The organism is Novosphingobium silvae (assembly GCF_009856825.1).
Classification (GTDB): Bacteria; Pseudomonadota; Alphaproteobacteria; order Sphingomonadales; family Sphingomonadaceae; genus Novosphingobium; species Novosphingobium silvae.
In genome coordinates this window covers 31,019-54,235 of the sequence record NZ_WVTD01000013.1, presented here as the reverse complement: position 1 = coordinate 54,235, position 23,217 = coordinate 31,019, and the positions used below count along the sequence as shown (strand labels likewise).

Sequence of the window (23,217 nt, the reverse complement as noted above, 5' to 3'; positions counted from 1 at the left end):
TACTCCGACATATTGGCTCGCGAGAGGAAACGCAATGTTTGTCGTTCCTTCCGGCCAAAGAGACTGTTAGTTTCCCTCTTGGAGGAACTCGTGACAGTGTCAGAAGCAGATTATAACAATATGGACGCAGGCGCGAGGCAGGGGGACGATGCACGTGGACCCGGCCGCCGGTTGCATGGCGCTATTGCCCATAAACTGGGAACGGCCATCTTGTCAGGCAAATATGCACCCGGCGAGATCCTAAGCGGCGAAGTCGCCTTCGCCGAGGAGTTGCAGGTGTCACGCAGCGCCTACCGGGAGGCAATTCAGGTGCTGTCCGCCAAGGGTCTGGTGGCGAGCCGCCCTAAGGCTGGAACGCGCGTGCTGCCGCGCGACCGCTGGAACCTGCTCGATCCCGAAGTCCTCGGCTGGGCCTTCGCAGGGGAACCGGACATCGAGTTCGTGCGCAGCCTATTCGAACTGCGCGCCATCGTGGAGCCGGCAGCCGCGCGCCTTGCGGCGCTGAGGCGCGACAAGGGCGATCTCAAGTCGATGAAGGACGCGCTGGCCGCCATGCGTCGGCACACCCTGACCACGGAGGCCGGACGCGCGGCCGACCGGGACTTCCACAAGGCGATCCTTCAGGCGACGCGCAACGATGCGCTGCTCGTCCTCAGCGCATCGATCGGGGCCGCCGTGAACTGGACGACGCAATTCAAGCAGCGCGCCCGCGCCCTGCCCCGCAACCCTATCCCCGATCACGTTCGCGTGTACGATGCGATTGCCGCTGGTGACGCTGCGGCGGCGGCCGAGGCGATGAACGTCCTGGTCGATCTGGCGCTCGAGGATACGCGCAGCTCGATGACACAGAGCTAGAAACCTTCACGCACACGCGTCGGGACGATCGGTCCGGCCAAAGAAAAAGGCCTCGGGAGTGAGTCCCCGAGGCCTTTTTCTTTTCATATCGCGGGCTGCCTTACTCGGCAACCGGCTCCGGCGCCGCATTCGTCACCTTGCTACCCCACAGGGCGTAGAACAGGACGTAAAGCTCGCATGCCGCCGTCAGCAGGAAGGAGGTCTGCAGGCCATAATTGTCCGCGATCCATCCCTGCACCACGACCAGCGCACCACCGGCGATCGCCATGACCAGCAGGCCCGATCCCTCTTCAGTCAGCGGACCGAGGCCCTTGATGCCGAGCGTGAAGATGGTCGGGAACATGATCGAGTGAAACAGGCCGACGAGGATCAGCGACCACATCGCAACAGGACCGGTGGAGACCACGGTGATCATCATGACGACGAATGCACCGACGGAGAACAGGGCCAGGACCTTGCCGGCATCGAACCGCTGCATAACCGCCGACCCGACGAAGCGGCCCACCATCATCCCGCCCCAAAGGAAGGTAAGGTACTTGCCGGCCTGCTCATGGGTGAGGTTGGCGATGTCAGGCTGGCTGACGAAGTTCACGAAAAGATTCGCGACGCCGATCTCTGCGATGAGATAGATGAAGATCGCCGGGATGCCGAGCACGAGGTTGCGGTGGTTCCAGAGCGAAAGCCCCTTGCGCTGTTCCTTGGCAAGCCGGGAACCGGCCGAGCCCATGGCGGGCAAGGGGAACTTGGCGATGACGATCGCGAGGACGACCAGTACCGCCGCCACAAGCGCGTAAGGCAGGATGACCGACTGCGCGTCTGCCATGCGCTCCGCCTCGGTCAGCACCGTACCGGCAGTGGCCGTGCCGCCCTTCGAGCGACCCAGGATAAGGTAAGCGCCGAATAGCGGCGCCAGCATGGTGCCGGCCGAGTTCAGCGCCTGAACCAGGTTGAGGCGCGAGGATGCCGTCTCCGGCTTTCCGACCACGGCGACATAAGGGTTGGCTGCGACCTGAAGCAGGGTGATCCCGCTCGCGATCACGAAGAGCATGACCAGGGTCACCCCGTACGAGGGAATGCTGGCGGCCAGCATCATGCCGAGCGCCCCGACGGCCATCACCAGAAGGCCGGTGACCAGCGACTTCTGGTAGCCGATCCGCTCGATGAGCTTGGCGGAAGGAATGGACGCCACGAAGTAAGCGATGAACCAGACCGATTCGATCAGTGTCGTCTGCGTGTAGCTAAGTTCGAACACACTGCGCAGATGCGGCAGCAGCGTGTTGTTGATGACGGTGATGAACCCCCACATGAAGAACAGGCTGGCGAGCAGCGTGAGCGCAGGGCCATAGCGGACGCCGGCCGTATGCTCATGAACCACGGGGGCGTCTCCGGACGAGACCACTGGGGGCATGATATTCCTCTCATAAACGGAACCGGCTTTGCGACACACTACAGCAAACCGGCTTGCGCTCGTTCTATTTGTCGGACTATATGCGCGAAACGGCGTCGTCAATGGTCCGCGTCGTCACGCATCTAACAGAATCGGCACCCTGACAACAGGTGGGAGTAGGGAATGAGGACAGCTCACAAAGGCTTCATGGCGGCAGCAAGTGTATCTGCGCTGGCCCTTTCATTCAGCGCCATTCCGGCGCTTGCGGCCGACGCGACGCAGGCGGTGGCAGGCAAGCTTTCCGACGGCACCGAGGTCCGCGCGATTACGCTCACCGCTGGGAACGGCGTATCGGCCACGATCCTGACCTATGGCGCCACGCTGTGGAAGCTGATGGTGCCTGACCGCGACGGCAAGGTTGCCGACGTACTGCTCGCCTATGGCGACGTGGCCGGCTTCGAAGCCAAGCCCAACTTCTGGGGCGCCACCATTGGCCGCTACGGCAACCGCATCGCTGGCGGCAAGTTCACGCTCGACGGTAAGACCTACCAGCTGCCGCAGAACGACCATGGCCAGTCGCTTCATGGCGGCGGCAAAGGCTTCGACGTCCAGAACTGGAAAGTAGATTCCGTCAAGTCCGGCAAGGTCGCGACTGCCGTCCTGTCGCTCGTCAGCCCGGACGGCGATGCCGGTTATCCCGGCACCGTGAAGACAAAGGTCACCTACTCGCTCGATGAGGCGGGCAACCTGCAGATCACGTTCGATGCGACCACGGACAAGCCGACGGTGCTCAACATGACCAACCACGCCATCTTCAACATGGCGGGTGAAGGTTCCGAGCGCGACGCGACCACGAATATCCTGACCATCCCGGCAAGCCGCTACACTCCTGTGGATGCCAACCTGATCCCCACCGGCGAGCTGCGCCCGGTCGCGGGAGGTCCCTTCGACTTCACCAAGCCCAAGCAGGTCGCCATCGGAATCCGCGACGGCAAGGACCAGCAGATCGTCTACGGTCGCGGCTTCGACCATAACTTCGCTCTCGACAAGGGCCAGACCAAGGCCCCCGAACTCGCCGCCCGCCTCGAGGACCCGGTTTCGGGCCGCGTCCTCGAACTCCTGACGACCGAGCCCGGCGTGCAATTCTATTCCGGCAACTTCCTCGACGGAACGTTCATCGGCAAGGAAGGCCACCTCTATCGCATGGGCGACGGCATCGCGCTGGAACCGCAGAAGTTCCCGGATAGCCCGAACCACCCCGACTTCCCGTCGACCCGAGTGGATCCGGGCAAGCCTTATCGGCATGTCATGATCTACCGCGTCACCACCACTTCGCGCTGAACGAACGAAACGAAACGCCCATGACCGAAAAGACCGCTCCCAAGCTGCGCTCGCGCGCCTGGTTCGACAATCCCGAAAACATTGACATGACCTCGCTCTACCTGGAGCGCTACCTGAACTTCGGGCTCAGCCTTGAGGAACTGCGCTCGGGCAAGCCGATCATCGGCATCGCCCAGACCGGCAGCGACCTGTCGCCGTGCAATCGCCATCACCTCGTCTTGGCCGAACGCATCCGCGAAGGCATTCGCGAGGCGGGCGGTATCGCGCTGGAATTTCCCGTTCATCCGATCCAGGAGACCGGCAAGCGTCCGACCGCCGGACTTGATCGCAATCTGGCCTATATCGCGCTGGTGGAAGCGATCTACGGCTACCCGCTCGATGGCGTGGTTCTCACCACCGGCTGCGACAAGACCACTCCTGCGCTGCTGATGGCGGCCGCCACCGTGAACATCCCCGCGATCGCGCTTTCAGTCGGGCCGATGCTGAACGGCTGGCACAAGGGCGAGCGCACCGGCTCGGGTACGATCGTCTGGAAGGGACGCCAGCTCCTGGCGGCGGGCGAGATCGACGACGAAGGCTTCATCAAGCTCGTCGCTTCCTCCGCCCCCTCCACCGGCTACTGCAACACCATGGGCACGGCGACGACCATGAACTCGCTGGCCGAGGCGCTGGGCATGATGCTTCCGGGTTCGGCAGCCATCCCGGCACCATATCGTGACCGGCAGGAATCGGCCTACCGGACCGGCAAGCGCATCGTCGACATGGTCCATGAGGATCTCAAGCCTTCGGACATCCTGACGCTCGAGGCCTTCCACAACGCCATCGTCGTCAATGCCGCGATCGGCGGTTCCACCAACGCTCCGATCCACCTGGCCGCCATCGCGCGCCACATCGGCGTCGAGCTTCCGCTCAAGGATTGGGAGCGTCTTGGCCACAAGATCCCACTGCTGGTCAACCTGCAGCCCGCAGGCGAATACCTTGGCGAGGACTACTACCGTGCAGGCGGCGTTCCTGCCGTTGTCGCCCAGCTGATCGGCCAGGGGCTGATCAACGAAGGCGCGATGACCGTGAACGGCCGGACCATGGGCGATAACTGCCGTGATGCGCAGATCGAGGACGAAAAGGTCATCAAGCCCTTCGACCAGCCTCTGGTGGAAGAGGCCGGCTTCCTTGTGCTGTCGGGCAACCTGTTCGATGCCGCGATCATGAAAACCAGCGTCATCTCGGCGGAGTTCCGTGACCGCTATCTTTCGAACCCGGAAGATCCGGAAGCATTCGAAGGTCCGGCCGTGGTGTTCGACGGGCCCGAGGACTACCACCACCGCATCGACGATCCGGCGACCGGCATCACGCCCGACACGCTGCTCTTCATGCGCGGCGCCGGTCCGATCGGCTACCCCGGCGCTGCCGAAGTGGTCAACATGCGCCCGCCGGCTTACCTCATCACCGAGGGTGTGCACGCCCTGCCCTGCATCGGCGATGGACGCCAGTCGGGTACCTCGGGAAGTCCCTCGATCCTCAACGCTTCGCCCGAAGCTGCCGCCATGGGCGGTCTGGCGCTGCTCAAGACCGGCGACCGCGTACGCATGGACCTGCGGCAGGGCCGCGTGGACGTGCTGATCCCGGACGAGGAGCTGGCCCGCCGCCGTGCGGACCTGGAAGCACGCGGCGGCTATGCCTACCCCGCCTCGCAGACGCCGTGGCAGGAAATCCAGCGCGCGCTGGTCGGCCAGATGGACACCGGCGCCATTCTCGAGGGCTCCGAGAAGTACCAGCGCATCGCCCAGACCATGGGCCTGCCGCGCGACAACCACTGAGTTGAAAGCATGCCGCCTGCGGGGTCAGCCCCGGGGCGGCATTCCTTTTGAGGGAGAAACGGATGCCGCTCTGGCGCAAGATCGAGCGCAACGTGCGCGATACCCTGGGCGAAGGTGCACTCTGGTCCGCGCGTGATCAGGCCTTCTACTGGGTGGATATCCTCGCCCCCGCACTCAACCGCATGACCATCGCCGATGGCCGGATCACCCGCTGGGACATGCCGGCACCGCTGGGTTGGGTGACCCCTCGCGCATCGGGCGGGCTCATCGGTGGTTTTCGCGACGGTGTGGCAGCGATCACGCTCGACCCGCTGAGCGTCGCGGACCGCCACGATCCCGAGCCGCACCTCCCCGGCAACCGCATGAACGACGGAAAGGCCGATCGCCATGGCGCCATCTGGTGCGGGACGATGGACATGGCCGAGGAGGAGGTGACCGGCTCGCTCTACCGGCTGTCACCGCAGGGCGAATGGCAGGTGATCGATACCGACTACACCGTGCCGAACGGACCTGCGTTCTCACCGTGCGGAGACTGGCTCTACCACGCCGACTCGGGCCGCCGGGTGATCTATCGGTTCGCCGCCGATGCTAACGGCGCATCGAGCCGCGAGGAGTTCATCCACTTCTCCGAAGAGGATGGCTATCCCGATGGCATGACCACGGATGCGGAAGGTTTCCTGTGGATCGCGCACTGGGACGGTGGCCGGATCAGCCGCTTCGCACCCGACGGCACGCGCGAGCGTTCGATCGAGCTGCCTGCAAAGCGCATCACCAACATCGCGTTCGCCGGTGACGCACTAGACCGCATGTTCGTGACCTCGGCATCGACCGGACTTCCAGAATCCGAGTTCGACGGCGCCTTGTTCGAAGTCGATTCCGGCGTGAAGGGCAACCCTTCAGGCACTTATTCCGGCTGAGGAAAGTGAGGGCGGGACTGCCCGAAAGCAGCCCCGCCCGTTGCCTCTGAGGCTCAGAAAAGCACCAGCAGACCGCGCGAGGGATCAACCAGGCCTTCCCAGATCATCTTGCCGGCGACATACACGATCACAAGCAGGCCCACGTAAGCCAGCCAGCGATAACGCTCGATCACGCGCGCCAGGACGTTCGCGGCAACTCCCATGAGCGCAACCGAAAGGATCAGGCCCACGGCCAGGATACCTGGATGGTCGCGGGCCGCGCCGGCGACGGCGAGCACGTTGTCGAGGCTCATGCTGACGTCCGCCACCGCGACCGCCCACGCCGCAGCGGCGAAGCTGCGCGGCGGTGCTTTCGCCAGTCCGTCATTCACTTCGCCATCGCCGTCGTGGTCCCCGGACCGCAGTTCGCGCCACATCTTCCAAGCCACCCAGACGAGCAGCAGGCCGCCCGCGAATACGAGGCCGACGATCTGCAGCAGCTGCGAAACCACCAGCGCAAACGCCACGCGCAGGATCAGCGCGGCCAGAACCCCGATGAGGATGACCTTGCGCCGCATCGCAGGAGGAAGCCCTGCGGCAAGGGCGCCGACGACGATCGCATTGTCCGCCGCCAGCATCACGTCGATCAGCACCACCTGCCCGAACGCCGCCAGCGCCGAAGGGGATCCTATGTTGGAGAAGTCGGCAACGATATGCTGCCAAAGGTCGGTCATTCGCTGTTTTCCTTGATTGTCCATGCGCCGCGTGCCGTCGCGACGAGGAATTCGGGGTAGGTCCAGCCCATTGCGGCCGCGGCGAGGGTGGAGAGGCTGTCCTCGTTCTCGCGACCGGGTCGACCTGCTCCCGTGAGGTTGGGCTTGGCATTGACGTCGAAGAGCAGGAACCGGCCGTTCTGGTCCGCACGGCAGTCGATGCGCATCGGAGAGCGGATCGCGAGCAGCGAGGCCGCCTTTTCGCAGGCCGCCGCAACCGCGACGATCTCAGGTTCAGCCTGTTCGCGCGGGGTGAGAGCGAGACTGTTGTGGCTGACAGGAACGTCGCCGTTGTACGGCGCCACGTCACCGACCTGATCGAAGCGCCTGATCGCCGGCAGCGCGTATGGCCCGCCCTGACCTTCGCGCGTGGCTGCGGGCATGACGGTAATGGTGATTTCCTGCCCGGGCAGGAACTGTTCCAGCATGATCGCGCTTCCGAAACGCCGCCCGGCCGCAAGCGAGGCGACTTGCGCGTTCAGTTGAACGAAGTCGCGTGCGACGCTCACCCCCTGGCTCCCGCGTCCGCGCAGCGGCTTGACCACCAGCGGCAGCCGTTCCGCAAAGGGGAGTAGCAGGTCGGCCAAATCTGAAGCATCGCCGTCGATCAGCCACGATCTCGCCACCGGCAGGCCTGCTGCAAGGAGGCGTGCGTTTATCCCGGCCTTGTCGTCGATCGCCTGCATTGCGCAGGGATCCGGGCCCACGATCCATGCCTGCCGGCTCGCCTCCTCGATCGGATGGCCTTCGAAGACGACCGTGTTGGCCCACAGCAGGGTAGCCCCGGCGGCCAGAGCCTGCGCAATACCCTCGTGCGTGTCAGGCCAGGCCCAGTCGTGGACGCGGGCCGGATCGGGGCTCTTTACCGGCGTCACCAGCGTGCATCCGGCCGAAAGCAGCGCTACGCCGATGTCGGCGCCGCTATCCGTATAGCCGCCTGGCTTGGCTTCCTTGCGAGCGCCGTCGATCACGGGCGGTTCGAGCGCCTGGTAGAGGATGGCGATCTTCTGCGTGAGCGGATCAGGCGGGTTCATCGGTTTCTCCCATGATTCGGAACGCGAGTGGTGCCCCGACAAGGACCAGGACGACGCGCGCAAGGTGGTGGACGATCACGAAGCCGGCCTCGAGCGAGAGGCTGAGCGCAACCATGCTCATCTCGGCAACGCCGCCTGGTGAATAGGCCAGTGCCACGAGCGCGGGGTCCAGCCCTGTGGCCCACCCGATGGCGAATGACCAGCAGAAGGTGACCGCCAGGAGGATCGCGGTCGAGCCGGCGGCCAGCACCAGCGTGCGTACCATCGTTCGAAGCGAAAGGCCCACGAAGCGACAGCCGATCGTGGCGCCCAGCCCCACTTGCACCGCCCCGACCGCCCAGGCAGGAATGTGGAAGTCGCTGAGCCCGGAAAGGTGGACGGCCGCGCTGGCGAGAAGCGGTCCCATCAGGTGCCATGCAGGCAGGCGCAGCAGACGCCCGAGCCCGCCGCCGACGGCGATGCAGCCCAGCGCCCAAGGCAGAAGGGTCCAGCCTGCGGCTCCCGTCACGGCAGCGGGAGCCACCACCGGCCCATGCACATCGCCCTCGAACAGGCGGATGAGGAAAGGCAGGGTAAAGACCACGAGAAAGATGCGTGCGCCGTGGATAAGGCCGATGGCGCGCTCGTCCGCTCCGCGTTCGGACCCCATGACGACCATCTCGGCGATGCCTCCCGGCATGCCCGCGAAGTAGGCGGTGGGCGCGTCGAACGCGGCCACCCGCCGGAAGTAGATCACACACGCGAACGCCGCAGTGGCAAGGAACAGCGGCAGCAGTGCGATGGGCACGATCCACAAGCCTGCGTGTTCAAGCAGGCCAGGATGAAAGGCGCTGCCCAGAACCACGCCGATCACGGCGGCCATCGGTCTGCGGCTTGCGCCGGAAACCTCGATCGGCAGGCCCGCGATGCTGCCCACCGCGCAGGCGATCATGGAGCCAAGAACCCACGGCAGCGGTGCGCCGATCGCCCGGAACACGAAGCCGCCCGTCGCTCCCACCAGCACGGCGGCAAGGAAGCGCCACAAGGTGCGGAAGGTGGCCCCGGTTTCGCGGGCAACGGCGTGTTCCTCCGTCATCCGACGAAGGGGAACGCCAGCACGAGCATGCCCACCACCGTCATCACCAGGCAGCACAGCGCAGCCGGGACGAGCGTGAACTTCTGGTGGTCGGCAAGATCCACGCCGGCAAGGCTCACGAGGAGGTAGGTCGAGGGCACCAGGGGGCTCAGCAGGTGGACAGGCTGGCCCATGAGCGAAGCGCGGGCGATCGCCATCGGCTCAACGCCATAGTGCGCACCCGCTTCGGCCAGGATCGGCAGCATGCCGAAGTAGAAGGCGTCATTGGAAATGAAGAAGGTGAACGGCAGGCTCAGCACGGCGGTGATCGGCGCCATGTAGGGGCCGAGGAACGGCGGGATGAAGCCCACCACTTCCTTGCTCATGGCCTCCACCATCCCTGTGCCGGACAGGATTCCGGTAAAGATACCCGCCGCGAAGATCAGCGACACGACGGCAAGCACATTGCCGGCGTGGGCGGCGATGCGCTCCTTCTGCGACTTGGTGTCCGGATAGTTGGCGATCATGGCGATGGCGAAAGCCAGCATCATGAGGATAGGCAGCGGCAGGACACCCCAGACCAGAAGCACCAGCAAGGCGATGACAAGCGCGGCGTTGAACCAGAGCATCTTGGGCCGCCGCGCCTCCGGCCATTGCGAAACCGCGAGGTCCGTGGCGAGGAGCTGCTTCGGCGTGTCTACCACGCCGATACGGCGCCGTTCCTTGCGGCCGAAGTGCACCGCAAGCAGGATCAGGAAGGCAAGGCCCGCAATCATGCCCGGAATGAGCGGCACGAACAGAGTGGCTGGATCGAGCTTGAGAGCGCTGGCGGCGCGTGCGGTCGGGCCTCCCCAGGGCGTGAGGTTCATCACCCCGCTGGTCACCATCAGCAAGCAGACGAGATAGAGCCGGTTCATGTCATAGCGCTTGTAGAGCGGCAGCATGGCGGCCATCGTGATGATGTAGGTGGTCGAACCATCGCCATCGAGACTGACGAGCGCGCAAAGCACCACAGAGCCGATCAGGATCAGCATCGGGTCGCCATGGACGAGCCGGATCAGCCTTCCGACCAGCGGGTCGAAGAGGCCCGTGTCGGTCATCGTGCTGAAGAACAGGATCGCGAAAAGCAACATCACGCCGGTCGGCGCCAGATTCCTGACGCCCTCGATCATCATGTCGCCAAGGCCCTCGTGGAAGCCGGCCAGAAGCGCGAAGAGAGTGGGCACGATCGTCAGCGCGACCAGCGGCGTCATCCGCTTGGTCATGATGAGCGTCATGAACGTGGCCACCATCAGGAAGCCGATAAGGGCGAGACTCATGATTGTCTCCCAGTCATGGTTATGTCGTTGAGATCAGAAGGTGACGCCGACGCGGGCGGATAGCGTTTGGCCATCGTCCCTGCCGGTGTAGGGACCGGCGGCATTGTCGGTGCTCCAGTGGATCGCGTTCACCTGGAAACGGGTGAAGCTGTTGAGGTACCAATTGACGCCGAGCGTGGCGGCCCAGCCATCGGAGGGCAACGCGATGTCGTCGAACTCCAGGCTTTCGTAGCGAGCGGTCAGCTCGATCGCGCCGGGACCCCCTTCGAAGATCGGGCGAAGCACCTTGGGTTGTCCGAAGCTGCCGAGGCGCGGATTGTACGGCGGCAGGTCGCCGGTAAGGAACCAGCCACCGCTGACGCTCCACGCCCGCGTGACGAAGTCGGGGCGGCCCGCATCGAGCCGCGCGTGGCGCTCGCCCGCCTCGGCCATGACCCAGACCGGACCGGAGTATCCGCCCAGTTCGGCCCCGTAGCCCGTGGTGCCGGTCCCACCGATGATCGTCCCGGTAGAAAGCCTGAGGGCACCGTTGAACCGCCCTCCGATGACGGTGTTGCGCGTCAGCGTGTTCTTGCCGGGCTGGAGCATCTCGTCGAAACCCCAGATGCCGAGGTGGAGGACCTGTCGATCGGACTTGATCGGGTTCCAGTGCACCCGGCCCAGAACGGTGCGGTTGTCGGATGTCGATTGGTCGCCATCGATCCGGTCGCCTGTCAGCGTCAGCGAGGCGTGTCCTGTCTTCCAGAACAGGCGCGGCATGATGCCAAGCCCGTAGAACGCGCGCTGCGGAATGATCGCGGTGCCCACCGTGTTGCGTTCAAGGAAGGGCGTGGAATCAGACCCCGTTGAACCTTCGAACCCACGGTCGTTGAACAGGTGGCCGATGCGCACGTCGTAATCCAGGCGCGGCGAGATGCGGTTGCGCCAGCCCATGAAGGCCGTGACGACGTCAACCTCGTTCTCCGAGAAATCGCTTTCGAACTGATAGAAGAAGTGCGTGCCGACGGTGCCTTCCAGGCCCATGCGCAGGGCCCGCATTCCGGTGGTGGTGAGATTGCGCCCATCATGATCCGATCCGAACGAGGTGCTGGCATCGAATATGATGCGCCCGCGCGGCTTGAAGCTGAACACGCCGTCGGCCGAATGGAAGACCGGCAGCCCCTGCCCCCACTCGGTGCTGACGCCCGATGCCGTCACTGCCGCGGCCCGCACGCGTTCCACGTCGCGTTCGGCCGGCCCGGGGGGCAGCAGTTGCGGCGCATAGGGCTGGGTGACGATGGACGGGGAAGAGCCCTCTGCCACTTGCGCCGGGCCACCGGATGCAAGCACGGGGGCTGCGGGGCGGCTGATCGGCTGAGGAGCCTGCGTCGGCGCTGCGGCGAGCGGCGTGCGCTCGGCTTCCAGTTTCTCGACGCGCTGACGCAGCGACGCAATCTCCGCCGCCTGCGCACGCACGAGCTCGGCAAGATCGTCGCGGCTTGGCGTCTGGGCCAGCGCAGGAGTTGCTACGACCAGCGCAAGGATCGCCGCTCCGGTCGTGAAGGGTCGTGTCATGGTTTGTCTTTTCCGGTGGTCAGGATCGCGTTCCATTCGCGCAGGAAGCGCTCGCGGGTCAGGCGATCGAGGTTGACGAGAAGCTGTGGGCCGACGCGCACGACGCGGGCCTGTCCGGCAGGCAGACGCCGTGCGGCGATGTCGGTGCGGACCGGCCAGAGGCTGTGGCGGGCAAGCTGCGTCTGCCCGGCGCGGGACAGAAGGAAGTCGAGGAACAGGCGCGCGGCCGCAGGGTGCCTCGCCTCCCGCGAGATGAAGGCGATGCGGGAAGTCACGAGCGTGTAGTCTTGCGGGAACACCACGCCGAGGTCAGGGTGCCGGCGCGCCTGCTCCAGCGCATAGGAACCGATCACGTTGTAAGCGATGGCAAGCCTGCCCGAGGCTACCCCGTCAAGCATGGGCTGCGTGCTGGTCGAAAGGACCGGGCGTGTGGCCGCGATTGCCTCCACCAGGCTGCGGGTATCGCGGGTCGTCTGGAAATCTTGCGAGAGATAGAGATAGCCGGTGTTCGACCGCACCGGATCGAAAGTCGCGACCTTTCCGGCAAACTCGGCGCGGCGGGCGCGGAGCAGGTCTTCCAGCGCCTGGTGACTGCGTGGAACCTGCCCTGCAGGCACCAGCTTGCGATTGTAGACGATGCCGATCGGCTCGGCCGTGACGCCGAAGCCCATGTTCTTCCACACGGCCGTCGATGGCAAGTAAGGCTTTTCGGGACTGGCGTACTGCTGGGCGTAGCCGTCGTTGATAAGCTTGATCTGCAGGTCCATAGCGGAGGACCAGACGATGTCTGCGGAATACTGCCGTGCCCGTGTCTCGCGCACGTAACGGTCGTACATCTCCGTCGAGCCTACATCTGCGTAGAACACCTTGATGCCCGGAAACCGACGCTTGAATTCGGCCACCACGGGGACAAGCTCGGCCCGGTCTGCATTGGCGTATATGCGGACGCGGCCTTCCGCCCGAGCCTCCGACATGGTGGCGTCATAAGAGCGGGGATAGCCATCCGGCCGGCGTGCAGCCGGGCTTTGCGCATCGGCAGGTAGTGCAAGCAGCGCTACCAAGGCCAGGACAGGGATGAAGATTCGCAATGCCGGTTCCTCTCGCTTTCCGCCTCGGATGTCGGATAAGCAGTGACCATGCTCTACGATTGCAACCTGTCATTCACCTTTCACGGTTTCTCTGCGTGCGGATCCTGATTGTCGAAGACGACGCCGCCCTTGCGCGCGGCGTCGTGTCGTTGCTGCGCGCTGCGGGCCACGCAGTCGATCATGTCGGTTGCGGCGAAGATGCGCTCTCCGTCCTTTCGAACGAGCCCTATTCGCTGGTGATACTCGACGTGGGCCTGCCCGACATCGACGGGTTCGAGGTGCTCGCTCGCCTTCGGGCGCGAGGCGACCAGGCGCAGGTCCTGATGCTCACCGCGCGTGACGGTCTGGACGACAGGGTGCGCGGGCTCGACCTTGGCGCGGACGATTACCTTCGCAAGCCCTTCCAGGTGGAGGAACTGGAAGCCCGCGTACGGGCGCTCGGTCGCAGGCGCGGCGGCGATGCCGCACCGGAAGTGCGGATCGGGACCATGACCATCAATCGCTCCACGGGCCGCGTGGAAGTGGCAGGGCGCCCCGTCGAGCTGCGCCGCCGGGAATGGTCCGTGCTCGAGGCGCTTGCGTCCCGCGCAGGCCAGATCGTCGGCCGCGAAACACTCCAGGCCGAGGTCTTTGGCTTCGACGATCCGGTTGGATCCAATGCTCTGGAAGTGAACGTCACTCGCCTCCGCAGCAAGCTTGCGCCCGATGGCCCCGCCATTCGCACCGTGCGCGGGGTCGGGTACATGCTCGATCGTGACTGACACGGCCCCCGCTGACACCCGGGACGCCGTATCGCTGCGCCATCGTTTGCTGGCGGCGATGATGGTACCCCTGGTCATTCCCGCACTTCTGCTGGGCCTCATCGGCTGGGTGCTGATCTCCGATGTCGTGCGGCGCACCAACGATCGCGTACTGGGCGGGGCGCTGGGAGCAATCGCCGAGACGGTCCAGGTGGAGCGCGGTGAAGTCACGCTTGATCTTCCGCCTGCCGCTTTCGGCATGCTGGAGAACTCCGAGCGCGACAATGTCTATTATCGCATCGCCGTGGGCGGCAGGTTGCTGACGGGGTATGCCGATCTGCCCGCGCCGGATCTCTCCACCCTCTCGTCGGAGCGGCCTCGCTACCGCTTTGCCGATTATCGCGACCAGCGCATCCGGATCGCCGAAATCCGCCGCGACCTTCCTCGGGTGAGCGCGCCGGTCGTGGTCCAGGTAGCGGAAACGCTGGACAATCGCCGGTCCCTGGAACGCGGGTTGATGACGGCGCTTCTGATCGGCGAATTCGTGCTGATCGGCATCGTCCTTCTCCTCATCAGGCCAGCGCTGGGCTGGAGCTTGCGGCCGCTCGCGGAACTGCGAACGGTGATCGAGGGCCGGGACACCCGCGCCGCACCGGACCTCTCGCCTCTCCAGACAGGACCGTTGCCGGCTGAGCTTCGGCCCCTTTCGCGCTCGTTCAATCAGCTGCTGGCAAGGCTTGACCATGCCACCACCGGGATGCGCCGCTTTACGGCGGATGCCTCACACCAGATGCGCACGCCGCTGTCGGTGCTCAAAGTGCAGATAGCGCTTGCACGCCGAGGATCGGCAGAAGCCCTGCAGGAGATCGAGGAAGCAACCGATCGACTGGAACGGCTGCTGACGCAGCTGCTTGCGCTCGCCCGCGCCGACGAGGCGGGAAAGCAGCCGCCGTTCCTACCGGTTGATCTGGGCGAGGTGAGCCGCGCGGTCATTTCACGCCGCATTCGACAGGCAATAGAGGCAGACGTGGAGTTGACCTTTGAATGCTACGTCGATGGTCCCGTCCTGGTGGATGGGCACCGGGCGCTCGTGTTCGAGATGCTCTCCAACCTGGTCGACAATGCAATCCGCTACAACCGTCGCGGCGGCGTCGCCACGATCGCGCTGGCAACATGCGACACCGGCATTCGGCTGACGGTCACTGACAGCGGCCCAGGCATTCCCGCCGCTTTGCGAGAGCACGCGCTGGATCGTTTTGCCCGGCTGCAGGGCGAGCAGGGACCTCCCGGCACCGGCCTCGGCCTGGCCATCGTCAAGGCCGTGACCGAGCGGCTAGGAGCTTCGCTGGAGCTTGACGATGCTGCGCCGGGACTACGCGTCACCATCATTTTTCCGCCCTCCCATACGGGTCAAGTTCGGGAGAAGCACTGCATGTGAAGTACCTTAGGCACACGTTAACCAACGGACACTAACCTTCGCTCTCGTGATTCCGGGGGCTTATTTTCCGATGTTCGACGTTCTGCGGTGCATCCGCGACCAGCACAACGAGTGGCTTGTCCTGCTCGCCGCAGTCATTTGCGTGATTTCCACCATTACTTCTGTGCAACTGCTTCGCCACGCCCGGCACCTGCGCGGGCTTTCCGCGACGCGGTGGATCTGCACCGCCGGTACAGCGATCGGGTTCGGGATCTGGGCGACGCACTTCGTCGCGATGCTCGGCTACGATACAGGCGTGATCGCCGGATTCCGGATACCCGCCACGGCGTTCTCGCTCGTCACCGCGATCGCGATGACCACCATGTCGTTTTCAACGGCTCTCTTCTGGCAGGACCGTCAAGGCTTTGCGCTGGCCAGCGTGCTTGGCGGGGGCGGCGTGGCGGCTATGCACTACATCGGCATGTCCGCAATGGAACTGCCGGCGACGATCATCTGGAATCCCGCATACGTCGTCGTCTCGGTGCTGCTCGCCATAGCGCTCGCCTATCCCGCTCTGGTGCTTGCTGTCCGCGGCCGCTCGGTTCGAAGCGGCGTTGCTGCGGGGCTGGCGATGACCTTATCGATAGTGCTCCTGCACTTCACCGGCATGGCGGCCGTGCGTCTCGTGCCTGCCCCGCTTCCGACGCGCACTGGCGTTCTCCTTTCTCCCGAGATGATGGCGACATCGATCGCGACAAGCGCCCTGTTCCTGCTGGCGATCTGCATTGCCATCCTGACCGTGTCGCGGAAGGCGCGGCTTGTCCTTCATGCCAGCGAACGCGACATGGCGATCATCGTCAAGGGCATCACCGACTGCGCGATCTACATGCTGGATCGCGGCGGCCGGGTTGCGAACTGGAACGCGGGTGCACAGCGGCTGAAGGGCTACATCGACAGCGAGGCCATCGGTATGCCGCTGGCGGAGTTCTACACACAAGAGGACCGCGCCGATCACATGCCCCAGCGGGCGCTCGCCGAGGCCGCCGAGAACGGCAAGTTCAGCGGCGAAGGCTGGCGGGTGCGGCGCGATGGAAGCCGCTTCTGGGCCCATGTGACGATCGAGAAGGTCGCCGAGGAGGATGGCAGGCACATCGGCTTCGCGAAGATCACCCGCGACATGACCCGTTACAAGGAAGACGAGGACCGCTTGAAAGCTCTTGCCGGTCATCTGGACGCGGCGCTCGGGAACATGCACCAAGGCCTGTGCCTTTTCGGCCCGGACGAGCGGCTTCGCGTCGTCAACACGCGCTTCAAGGAGATCTGGGGCCTCGACCGCGACGTCAACCTCGTGGGCCTGACCATTTCCGAAGTGAGCCGAAAGGTGCTCGAGGTCCACGCAAAGGCCGATGTCCCGCAGGGACGGATCGGGGAACTGCAGGGCCTTCTCGCCGTCGCTCCGGCCGACGCCGGTGGCTCACCGGTGATACTGGAGCTTGGCGACGATCTCGTGGTCTCGATGATGGGGCGCTCCATGCCCGAGGGCGGATGGGTAACGACCTTCGAGGACGTGACCGAGCGTCGCCGGTCGGACGCCCGCATCGCTCACATGGCTATGCACGACGGCCTCACGGGCCTGCCGAACCGCACCAGCTTCACGCATTGGATCGATGCCGAAATCGCACAGGCCGAACATTTCGGCCACGAGCTTGCGACCGTGATCATCGATCTCGACCGCTTCAAGGAAATCAATGACACGCGTGGCCACGCAGCGGGGGACTCTGCCCTACAGCACCTTTCCCGGCGTCTCCTGGACGTTCTTGCCGAAGGCGAAATCGTCGCGCGACTTGGCGGGGATGAATTCGCCGCCGCCAAGCGGTACAAGGACAAGGCCGAGCTCGCCCACTTCGTGGATCGTCTCGAGGCCTGTTTCTCAACGCCTTTCGGCGCGGGCGAAAACGGTTTCCACCTCGATGCCAGCATCGGCCTGGCAGTGTTCCCCCAGGATGCGCGCCAGCGAGAGCAACTGCTCAACAATGCCGACCTAGCGATGTACCGCGCGAAGGCGAGCGTGGGCGAGCGGATCGCCTACTACGAACCCGCCATGGACGAGACCGCCCGCGCACGCCGCCAGATTGCCAACGACCTGCGCCAGGCGATCGATCGGGACGAGCTGACCGTGCTCTACCAGCCCCAGCATTGCCTGGCGACCGGCGAACTCAGCGGCTACGAGGCGCTTCTGCGCTGGCACCACCCGACGCGCGGTCTGGTGCGGCCCGATGAGTTCATCGTCGTTGCCGAGGAAACGGGCGAAATCTTCCGGATCGGCGAGTGGGTTCTGCGCGAAGCGTGCCGTGAGGCGCGCTCCTGGGCGCCGGAGCTGAAAGTCGCGGTGAACCTCTCCGCCGTGCAACTGGGCCAAACCGACATCGTCGAGGTGGTCCATGGCATCCTTGTGGATACGGGCCTGTCACCCTCGCGGCTTGAGCTGGAAATTACCGAAACCGCCATCATCGCCGACAAGCTGCGCGCCTTGCACCTGCTGCGCCGGATCAAGGGGCTTGGCGTGAGCATCGCCATAGACGATTTCGGCACGGGCTATTCCTCGCTCGACACGCTTCATTCCTTCCCATTCGACAAGATCAAGATCGACAAGTCGTTCCTCATGAAGTCCGACAATGCGCAGGCGCGCGCCATCATCAAGGCAGTCCTGGCGCTTGGCCAGAGCCTGCAGGTGCCGGTGCTCGCGGAAGGTGTGGAAACGGCAAGCCAGCTCGATCTGCTGAAAGAGCAAGGCTGCGACGAGGCGCAAGGGTACTACTTCGGTCGGCCCGGGCTGTCCCCGAGCCTGCTGGCAAGGCAAGCCGACAGGCAGAGCGCCTGATCGCCTCTACCTGTCCTCACCCCGCCATGAGATCCCGCACCCGGGCGGCAATGGTATCCACCACGAAGGGCTTGGTGAGGACCTGCATGCCCGGCTGCAGATGGCCGTTCCCGATCACCGAGTTCTCGGCGTAGCCGGTGATGAACAGCACCTTGAGGCCGGGCCTGCTTTCTCTCGCCGCATCGGCCATCTGACGGCCGTTCATGCCCCCCGGCAGGCCGACATCGCTGATCAGCAGATCGATGCGGGTGCCCGATTGCAGGACCTTGAGCCCCGAGGCGCTGTCCGCGGCCTCGATGACGGTGTAGCCCAGTTCCTCGAGAGTGTCGGTGACCAGCATGCGGACGCTGGGCTCGTCGTCCACGACCAGGATGGTCTCGCCGGCCTCGGCGTTCGCCACTGGCATGACGACCGGCTCCACCCCCTCCTGGACAGAGTCGCCATAATGGCGCGGAAGGTAGATGCACACAGTGGTGCCCTGCCCGACCTCCGAATAGATGCGCACCTGCCCGCCCGATTGCTTGGCGAAGCCGTAGATCATCGAAAGGCCCAGCCCCGTGCCCTGGCCGATCGGCTTCGTCGTGAAGAACGGGTCGAAGGCCTTCGCGATCACGTTCGGCGTCATGCCGGTGCCGGTATCGGTCACGCATAGGGAGAGGTACTGTCCCTCCGGAATGTCGTGAGTGCGTGCGCCATCGCGGTCGAGCCACTTGTTCGCCGTCTCGATGGTGATGCGGCCGCCATCGGGCATGGCGTCCCGGGCGTTGATGCACAGGTTCAGGATCGAGTTCTCGAGCTGGCTGGGATCGACCAGCGTCGGCCATAGACCGGCCGCACCCACGGTCTCCACGCGGATCGCCGGTCCCACCGTTCGCTGGATCATATCGGCCAGGCCATTGACCAGCGCGTTGACGTTCGTCGGGCGGGGATCGAGCGTCTGCCGGCGCGAGAACGCCAGCAGACGGTGAGTCAGTGCGGCAGCCCGCCGTGATGCTCCCTGTGCGGCCACGAGGTACTTGTCGACGTCTGCGACCCTGCCCTGTTTCAGGCGGGTGCCCACCATCTCCAGGGCACCCGATATGCCGGCGAGCAGGTTGTTGAAGTCATGTGCGAGGCCGCCGGTAAGCTGGCCGACGGCCTCCATCTTCTGGGCCTGGCGCAGCTGTTCCTCCGCCTCCATCAGCTCGACAGTACGTTCGACGACGCGCTGTTCCAGCGTCTCGTTCAGGGCCCGCAACTCGGCCGCGGCACGATCGCGCTCCTCCTGGATCAGGCGGCGCTCCTCGATGTTGATGAGCACACCGGGGAAGCGAAGCGCCCGCCCGTCGGCGTCGCGTTCGACGCGCCCGTTCGCCTCGATCCAGTGATATTCCCCATCGGCCCGGCGGACACGATAGGAGTGCGCGTATGTGCCTCCCTTCCTCAATGCCTCGCGCACGGCCGAGGAAAGCGCGGCCCGGTCTTCCGGATGAACCGAGGCGACGATCTTGGCCATGCCGAAACCTTCAAGGCCCAGCGCCGGATCAAGGCCGAATGCTTGCGCGAACGCTTCGTCCACGGTGAAGCTGTCGCTCGGAACATCCCAGATCCAGGTGCCGAGGATCGCACCCGCCGACAGCGCCAGCTTAACCCGATCGACGTTCTCGCGGGCGAGAGCCTCGCTCGCGCGCAGCGCCGCCTCTGCATTCTTCCGTGCCTCGATATCGCGGAAAAGCACCGATACCTGGCGTCTGCTCACCGGTTCGACTCTGGCGGCGGAAACTTCGATGTGACGACCGGCCGCGACGAAGTACCGCTCGAAGCGGATCGGTTCCCCCGTTCTCAGGACGTTGCCGTATAGCTCAGCCCATCCTTCCGCATCGTCGGGCTCCAGTTCCCGCAAGGTCACGCCCACGACGTTCGGTATGCCCGATTGCCGTTCGTAGCCGGCGTTCGCCTCCACATGGACATAGTCGCTCAGAGGTCCATGCGGCCCATCGAAGAACTCGATGATGCAGAATCCATCGTCAACCGCCTCGAACAGTGCGCGATAGCGCTCCTCGCTGCGCGTGAGTGCGTCCACAGTTTCGCGTTGTTCGGTGATGTCGCGGGCCGCACCAACGAAGCGACAAGGCGTGCCGTCCGCATCCAGCTCCAGCTCTCCGGTGCGTTCCAGCCACCGGACCTGCCCTGCCGGTTCAAGCTGCACGCGGTAGACGAGGCTGCGCGCGGCATTCCCATGGGTGCGGGCTTGCAGAGGCGTGAGGAGGTGCCGATCCTCAGGTATGACCTGTGCCTGGAACGCAGAAAACGGATATTGCGCCTCGGCGGGAAGGCCATGGAGGCGGCAGAACTCAGCCGTCGGGATGACGATGTCCGCCGACAGGTCCAGCGTGAACAGTCCTACTCCGCCCGCTCTCTCAGCCTGCTGCATGCGCGCGCTCTGCCGCTCCGCCATGAGGGCCGCACGACGCAGTTCAAGCGTGGCCATCGTCTGGCGGGCAAGCACGCGCAGCGCCTGTTCCTGCATGGAATCCAGAGTGCGTGCCTTGTAGTCGAGCACACAGAGAGTTCCGATGGGCGTCCCCGCCGCCGTCTTGAGCAAGGCACCGGCATAGAAGCGAATACCCGGTTCGCCGGTCACGAGCGGATTGCTGCAGAAATGCGCATCGGCCTGCGCATCGGGTATCATCAGGAAGTCCTCTTCCTGCAGCGCCCTGACGCAGAAGGAGGTTTCCAACGGTGTTTCACGTACGCCCAGGCCGACTTCCGCCTTGAAGAACTGCCGGTCGCCGGCAACCAGGTTCACTACAGCGATAGGTGCGCCGCAGATCGCCGCAGCCAGACCCGCAATCTCGTCGAACGCTATTTCAGGTTGCGTATCAAGAACATGGTACGTGGCCAGCGCCTCGTTGCGGCGGGCCTCGGGAGAGGAAACGTCAATCATTCGGCTGGGCTCTGTCGTTCCTGCTCTCGGGACGGACCCGGCGGCCTCCCGGTGAGATCGCTAGTGCGCTTCTCCTTGAAAGTATATCGCGCCCCTTACGTTCCCGGTGGGCAAGCCTTCCCGTTTCCTGCCGCTTCGGCTCACCGCGTCGCCACTTGCCTTGAAGGCCCGGGAACCGCAACGGGCGGGGGTAGTTGGGGGTGGATGGAGCCAGCTACCCTCCCTTACTGCGGCGCGGCGCCGCTTCCCGCCGAAATCCTCTTGCGATGGAACCTGGACCCGCTGCTGCTGCTGGTGCTGGGAGCCGGATACGTGATCTTTCGGCAGATGGGCGCACGGCAAGGCGCACTCGTGGCGGGGTTCGCGGTTCTTGCGGTGCTTTTCGTCTCCCCTCTGTGTGCGCTGTCTTCGGCGCTGTTCAGCGCAAGGACCGTGCACCACGTGCTGCTGATAACGCTAGCGGCCCCGCTCATCGCCCTTGCACTGCCCCGCCGGTCCGGGGGCCTCGCGATGTGGACGATCGTTCATGCCGTAGTGCTGTGGGCCTGGCACGCGCCTGCGGCCTATGCCTTCGCCCTTGCCCATGATGCGGGATATGCGTTGATGCAGGTGACCCTGCTCGGCACGGCGATATGCTTCTGGCGCGCGGTAGTGTCTGCCTCCGCGCCTGCCGCAGGGGCAGCCCTGCTGGGCACCATGATGCAGATGGGGCTCCTCGGCGCGCTCCTGACGTTCGCGGGACGAGCCATCTATGCTTGGCACTGGACCACGACGCAGCCCTGGGGGCTCTCGCCCCTCGAGGATCAGCAACTGGCAGGCCTAGTCATGTGGGTTCCGGGGGGCGGGGCGTATCTCCTCGCCGCCCTGTACCTCGCCGGAGCCTGGATGCGCACGCGAGAGGATGCTACCGCAGGACCCGTACCAGCGTGATCGAGGCAATCCGCAAGTGGGCAGCGCGCCATACCGCCAATCGGCGCTATTCCCCGGTGGGAGTGATCTTCCACTGGACCATGGCCGCGCTCATCACGTTCCAGCTCTACTGGGGCTGGCACATGGGGCGTGTGCCCGTCGGTATCGAAAAGCTCGAAGGTTATCGCCTTCATTCCGAGTTGGGCCTGCTCATGCTGGTGCTGGCCGCGATGCGGCTTGCGTGGCGCACGATCGTGCCGGGGCCGACCAACGATGCTGATGCGCTGGGCTGGCAGACAAAGCTCGCCTACCTCACGCACGGCCTGTTCTACATCTGCTTTTTCGGGCTGCCGCTAAGCGGATGGGCCATGTGGTCGGCGCTCGGCGATGGCCCCGACCTGTCGCTCTTCGGCGTTCCCTGGCCGCAGATGCCCTTCCACGACATTCCGATCGCCATCCAGTGGAGCGTGCTCGACTGGGCCGAGGGGATGCACGCGGTCCTGGTCCTGTGCCTGCTCGCCATGATCCCCGCTCATGCCGGCGCGGCGATCAAGCACCACTTCTGGGACAAGCATGACGTGCTTATCGGGATGCTGCCGGAGCTGAAGGCCGACGAGGCTGTGGAGACACAGCCTCGGCATGGCTTGCAAGGAGGTTGATTTCCTCGGGAGATAGCGAGCGGCTGATCGCCAGCATCACTCCCATTCCGTCGCCGCGCCGCTTGCCCGCCCGCCAGGCCTTCAGCTGCGCGGCTATATAGACCGGTGACTGCCCGGCAAGGGGTGGGTTGGCAGCGCCGCCCCCTTCCCCATTCGCGCCATGGCAACTCGCGCAGCGCTCCTCATAGAGTTTTGAACTACGGACGAAAGACGCGCCGGTGGCGGGCAGCCCCGCATAATAGGCCGACACCTTCGCCCGATCTTCTCCGCTCAGTCTCCGCACGATCGCGCGCATCTCGACATGCTCGCGGCGGCCATTGTGGTAATCGTCGAGCTGGCGGTGCAGATAGCCGGCATCCAGTCCGGCCAGGCGCGGGACGAGCCTGCCGTCTCCCTCGCCTCTCAATCCATGGCATGTCGCGCAAGCGTTCGCCGCTCCGCCATCGCCGCCGCTGAGGGCAATCACTTCGCCGCTTGCGCGGAATGCGGGATTGCCGCCCTCCGCCCCGCATCCAGCGAGGCCTGCGGACAGGAAGAGCGTAGCTGCGGGGAGAAATCGACGCATCC

18 protein-coding genes are annotated in these 23,217 nt (G+C 65.0%); 9 read left to right on the top strand and 9 right to left on the bottom strand.

The window, feature by feature from the left end; all coding sequences use genetic code 11:
• Positions 1 to 120: 120 nt before the first annotated feature.
• Entirely contained in the window at positions 121 to 855 is a 735-nt protein-coding gene (locus GR702_RS15825) for a FadR/GntR family transcriptional regulator (RefSeq protein ID WP_202408314.1), read from the top strand.
• Positions 856 to 955: 100 nt separating this feature from the next.
• Here GR702_RS15825 and GR702_RS15820 read toward each other — a convergent pair whose 3' ends face one another.
• Positions 956 to 2,263, bottom strand: a complete 1,308-nt coding sequence (locus GR702_RS15820; protein WP_160986749.1) for a sugar MFS transporter — start codon at positions 2,261 to 2,263, stop codon at positions 956 to 958.
• 186 nt (positions 2,264 to 2,449) lie between these two features.
• On the opposite strand from GR702_RS15820, the gene GR702_RS15815 reads away from it, so the two are divergent.
• The 3 genes from GR702_RS15815 to GR702_RS15805 all read left to right on the top strand — a co-directional run bounded on the left by GR702_RS15815 (position 2,450) and on the right by GR702_RS15805 (position 6,317).
• Positions 2,450 to 3,583: an aldose epimerase family protein gene (locus tag GR702_RS15815; protein WP_160986748.1), complete on the top strand. Its 1,134-nt coding sequence runs from the start codon at positions 2,450 to 2,452 to the stop codon at positions 3,581 to 3,583.
• Between the two features lie 20 nt (positions 3,584 to 3,603).
• On the top strand, positions 3,604 to 5,400 hold the full coding sequence (locus tag GR702_RS15810; protein ID WP_160986747.1) for an IlvD/Edd family dehydratase: 1,797 nt from the start codon (positions 3,604 to 3,606) through the stop codon (positions 5,398 to 5,400).
• A 62-nt stretch (positions 5,401 to 5,462) separates the two neighbouring features.
• Positions 5,463 to 6,317: an SMP-30/gluconolactonase/LRE family protein gene (locus GR702_RS15805; protein WP_160986746.1), complete on the top strand. Its 855-nt coding sequence runs from the start codon at positions 5,463 to 5,465 to the stop codon at positions 6,315 to 6,317.
• A gap of 53 nt (positions 6,318 to 6,370) precedes the next feature.
• Here GR702_RS15805 and GR702_RS15800 read toward each other — a convergent pair whose 3' ends face one another.
• Genes GR702_RS15800 through GR702_RS15775 form a run of 6 tightly spaced genes read right to left on the bottom strand, consistent with a single transcriptional unit; the run spans position 6,371 to position 13,118 of the window.
• Positions 6,371 to 7,030, bottom strand: coding sequence for a YjbE family putative metal transport protein (locus tag GR702_RS15800; protein WP_160986745.1), 660 nt, complete (start codon positions 7,028 to 7,030; stop codon positions 6,371 to 6,373).
• On the bottom strand, positions 7,027 to 8,103 hold the full coding sequence (locus GR702_RS15795; protein ID WP_160986744.1) for a D-alanine--D-alanine ligase family protein: 1,077 nt from the start codon (positions 8,101 to 8,103) through the stop codon (positions 7,027 to 7,029). Before GR702_RS15795 ends, GR702_RS15800 begins: the two co-directional genes overlap by 4 nt.
• Positions 8,090 to 9,178, bottom strand: coding sequence for an AbrB family transcriptional regulator (locus GR702_RS15790; RefSeq protein WP_160986743.1), 1,089 nt, complete (start codon positions 9,176 to 9,178; stop codon positions 8,090 to 8,092). The genes GR702_RS15795 and GR702_RS15790 overlap by 14 nt, the downstream gene beginning before the upstream one ends.
• A complete protein-coding gene (locus GR702_RS15785; protein WP_160986742.1) occupies positions 9,175 to 10,476 on the bottom strand; it encodes a CitMHS family transporter in 1,302 nt (433 codons plus the stop codon). The genes GR702_RS15790 and GR702_RS15785 overlap by 4 nt, the downstream gene beginning before the upstream one ends.
• A gap of 33 nt (positions 10,477 to 10,509) precedes the next feature.
• Positions 10,510 to 12,030, bottom strand: coding sequence for an OprO/OprP family phosphate-selective porin (locus tag GR702_RS15780; protein WP_160986741.1), 1,521 nt, complete (start codon positions 12,028 to 12,030; stop codon positions 10,510 to 10,512).
• On the bottom strand, positions 12,027 to 13,118 hold the full coding sequence (locus GR702_RS15775) for an ABC transporter substrate-binding protein (RefSeq protein ID WP_160986740.1): 1,092 nt from the start codon (positions 13,116 to 13,118) through the stop codon (positions 12,027 to 12,029). Before GR702_RS15775 ends, GR702_RS15780 begins: the two co-directional genes overlap by 4 nt.
• 95 nt (positions 13,119 to 13,213) lie before the next feature.
• Between GR702_RS15775 and GR702_RS15770 the strand changes: the two genes are divergently transcribed.
• The 3 genes from GR702_RS15770 to GR702_RS15760 all read left to right on the top strand — a co-directional run bounded on the left by GR702_RS15770 (position 13,214) and on the right by GR702_RS15760 (position 18,156).
• The gene (locus GR702_RS15770) at positions 13,214 to 13,879 is read left to right on the top strand and encodes a response regulator (protein ID WP_337192624.1); all 666 of its coding nucleotides are present in this window, start codon (positions 13,214 to 13,216) and stop codon (positions 13,877 to 13,879) included.
• Positions 13,869 to 15,296, top strand: coding sequence for a sensor histidine kinase (locus tag GR702_RS15765; protein WP_419880306.1), 1,428 nt, complete (start codon positions 13,869 to 13,871; stop codon positions 15,294 to 15,296). Before GR702_RS15770 ends, GR702_RS15765 begins: the two co-directional genes overlap by 11 nt.
• Positions 15,297 to 15,366: 70 nt before the next feature.
• Positions 15,367 to 18,156, top strand: coding sequence for a bifunctional diguanylate cyclase/phosphodiesterase (locus GR702_RS15760; RefSeq protein WP_160986738.1), 2,790 nt, complete (start codon positions 15,367 to 15,369; stop codon positions 18,154 to 18,156).
• A gap of 16 nt (positions 18,157 to 18,172) precedes the next feature.
• Here the strand turns inward: GR702_RS15760 and GR702_RS15755 are convergent, their stop codons facing one another.
• Positions 18,173 to 21,082, bottom strand: a complete 2,910-nt coding sequence (locus tag GR702_RS15755; RefSeq protein WP_160986737.1) for a PAS domain-containing protein — start codon at positions 21,080 to 21,082, stop codon at positions 18,173 to 18,175.
• 204 nt (positions 21,083 to 21,286) lie between these two features.
• Between GR702_RS15755 and GR702_RS15750 the strand changes: the two genes are divergently transcribed.
• A complete protein-coding gene (locus GR702_RS15750) occupies positions 21,287 to 22,012 on the top strand; it encodes a cytochrome c oxidase assembly protein (protein WP_160986736.1) in 726 nt (241 codons plus the stop codon).
• Positions 22,009 to 22,650 (top strand): cytochrome b/b6 domain-containing protein, encoded by a 642-nt coding sequence (locus tag GR702_RS15745; protein ID WP_160986735.1) that lies wholly within the window; start codon positions 22,009 to 22,011, stop codon positions 22,648 to 22,650. The genes GR702_RS15750 and GR702_RS15745 overlap by 4 nt, the downstream gene beginning before the upstream one ends.
• Here the strand turns inward: GR702_RS15745 and GR702_RS15740 are convergent.
• Positions 22,574 to 23,215, bottom strand: a complete 642-nt coding sequence (locus GR702_RS15740; RefSeq protein ID WP_160986734.1) for a c-type cytochrome — start codon at positions 23,213 to 23,215, stop codon at positions 22,574 to 22,576. The two genes, GR702_RS15745 and GR702_RS15740, sit on opposite strands and share 77 nt — an antisense overlap.
• Positions 23,216 to 23,217: the final 2 nt, after the last annotated feature.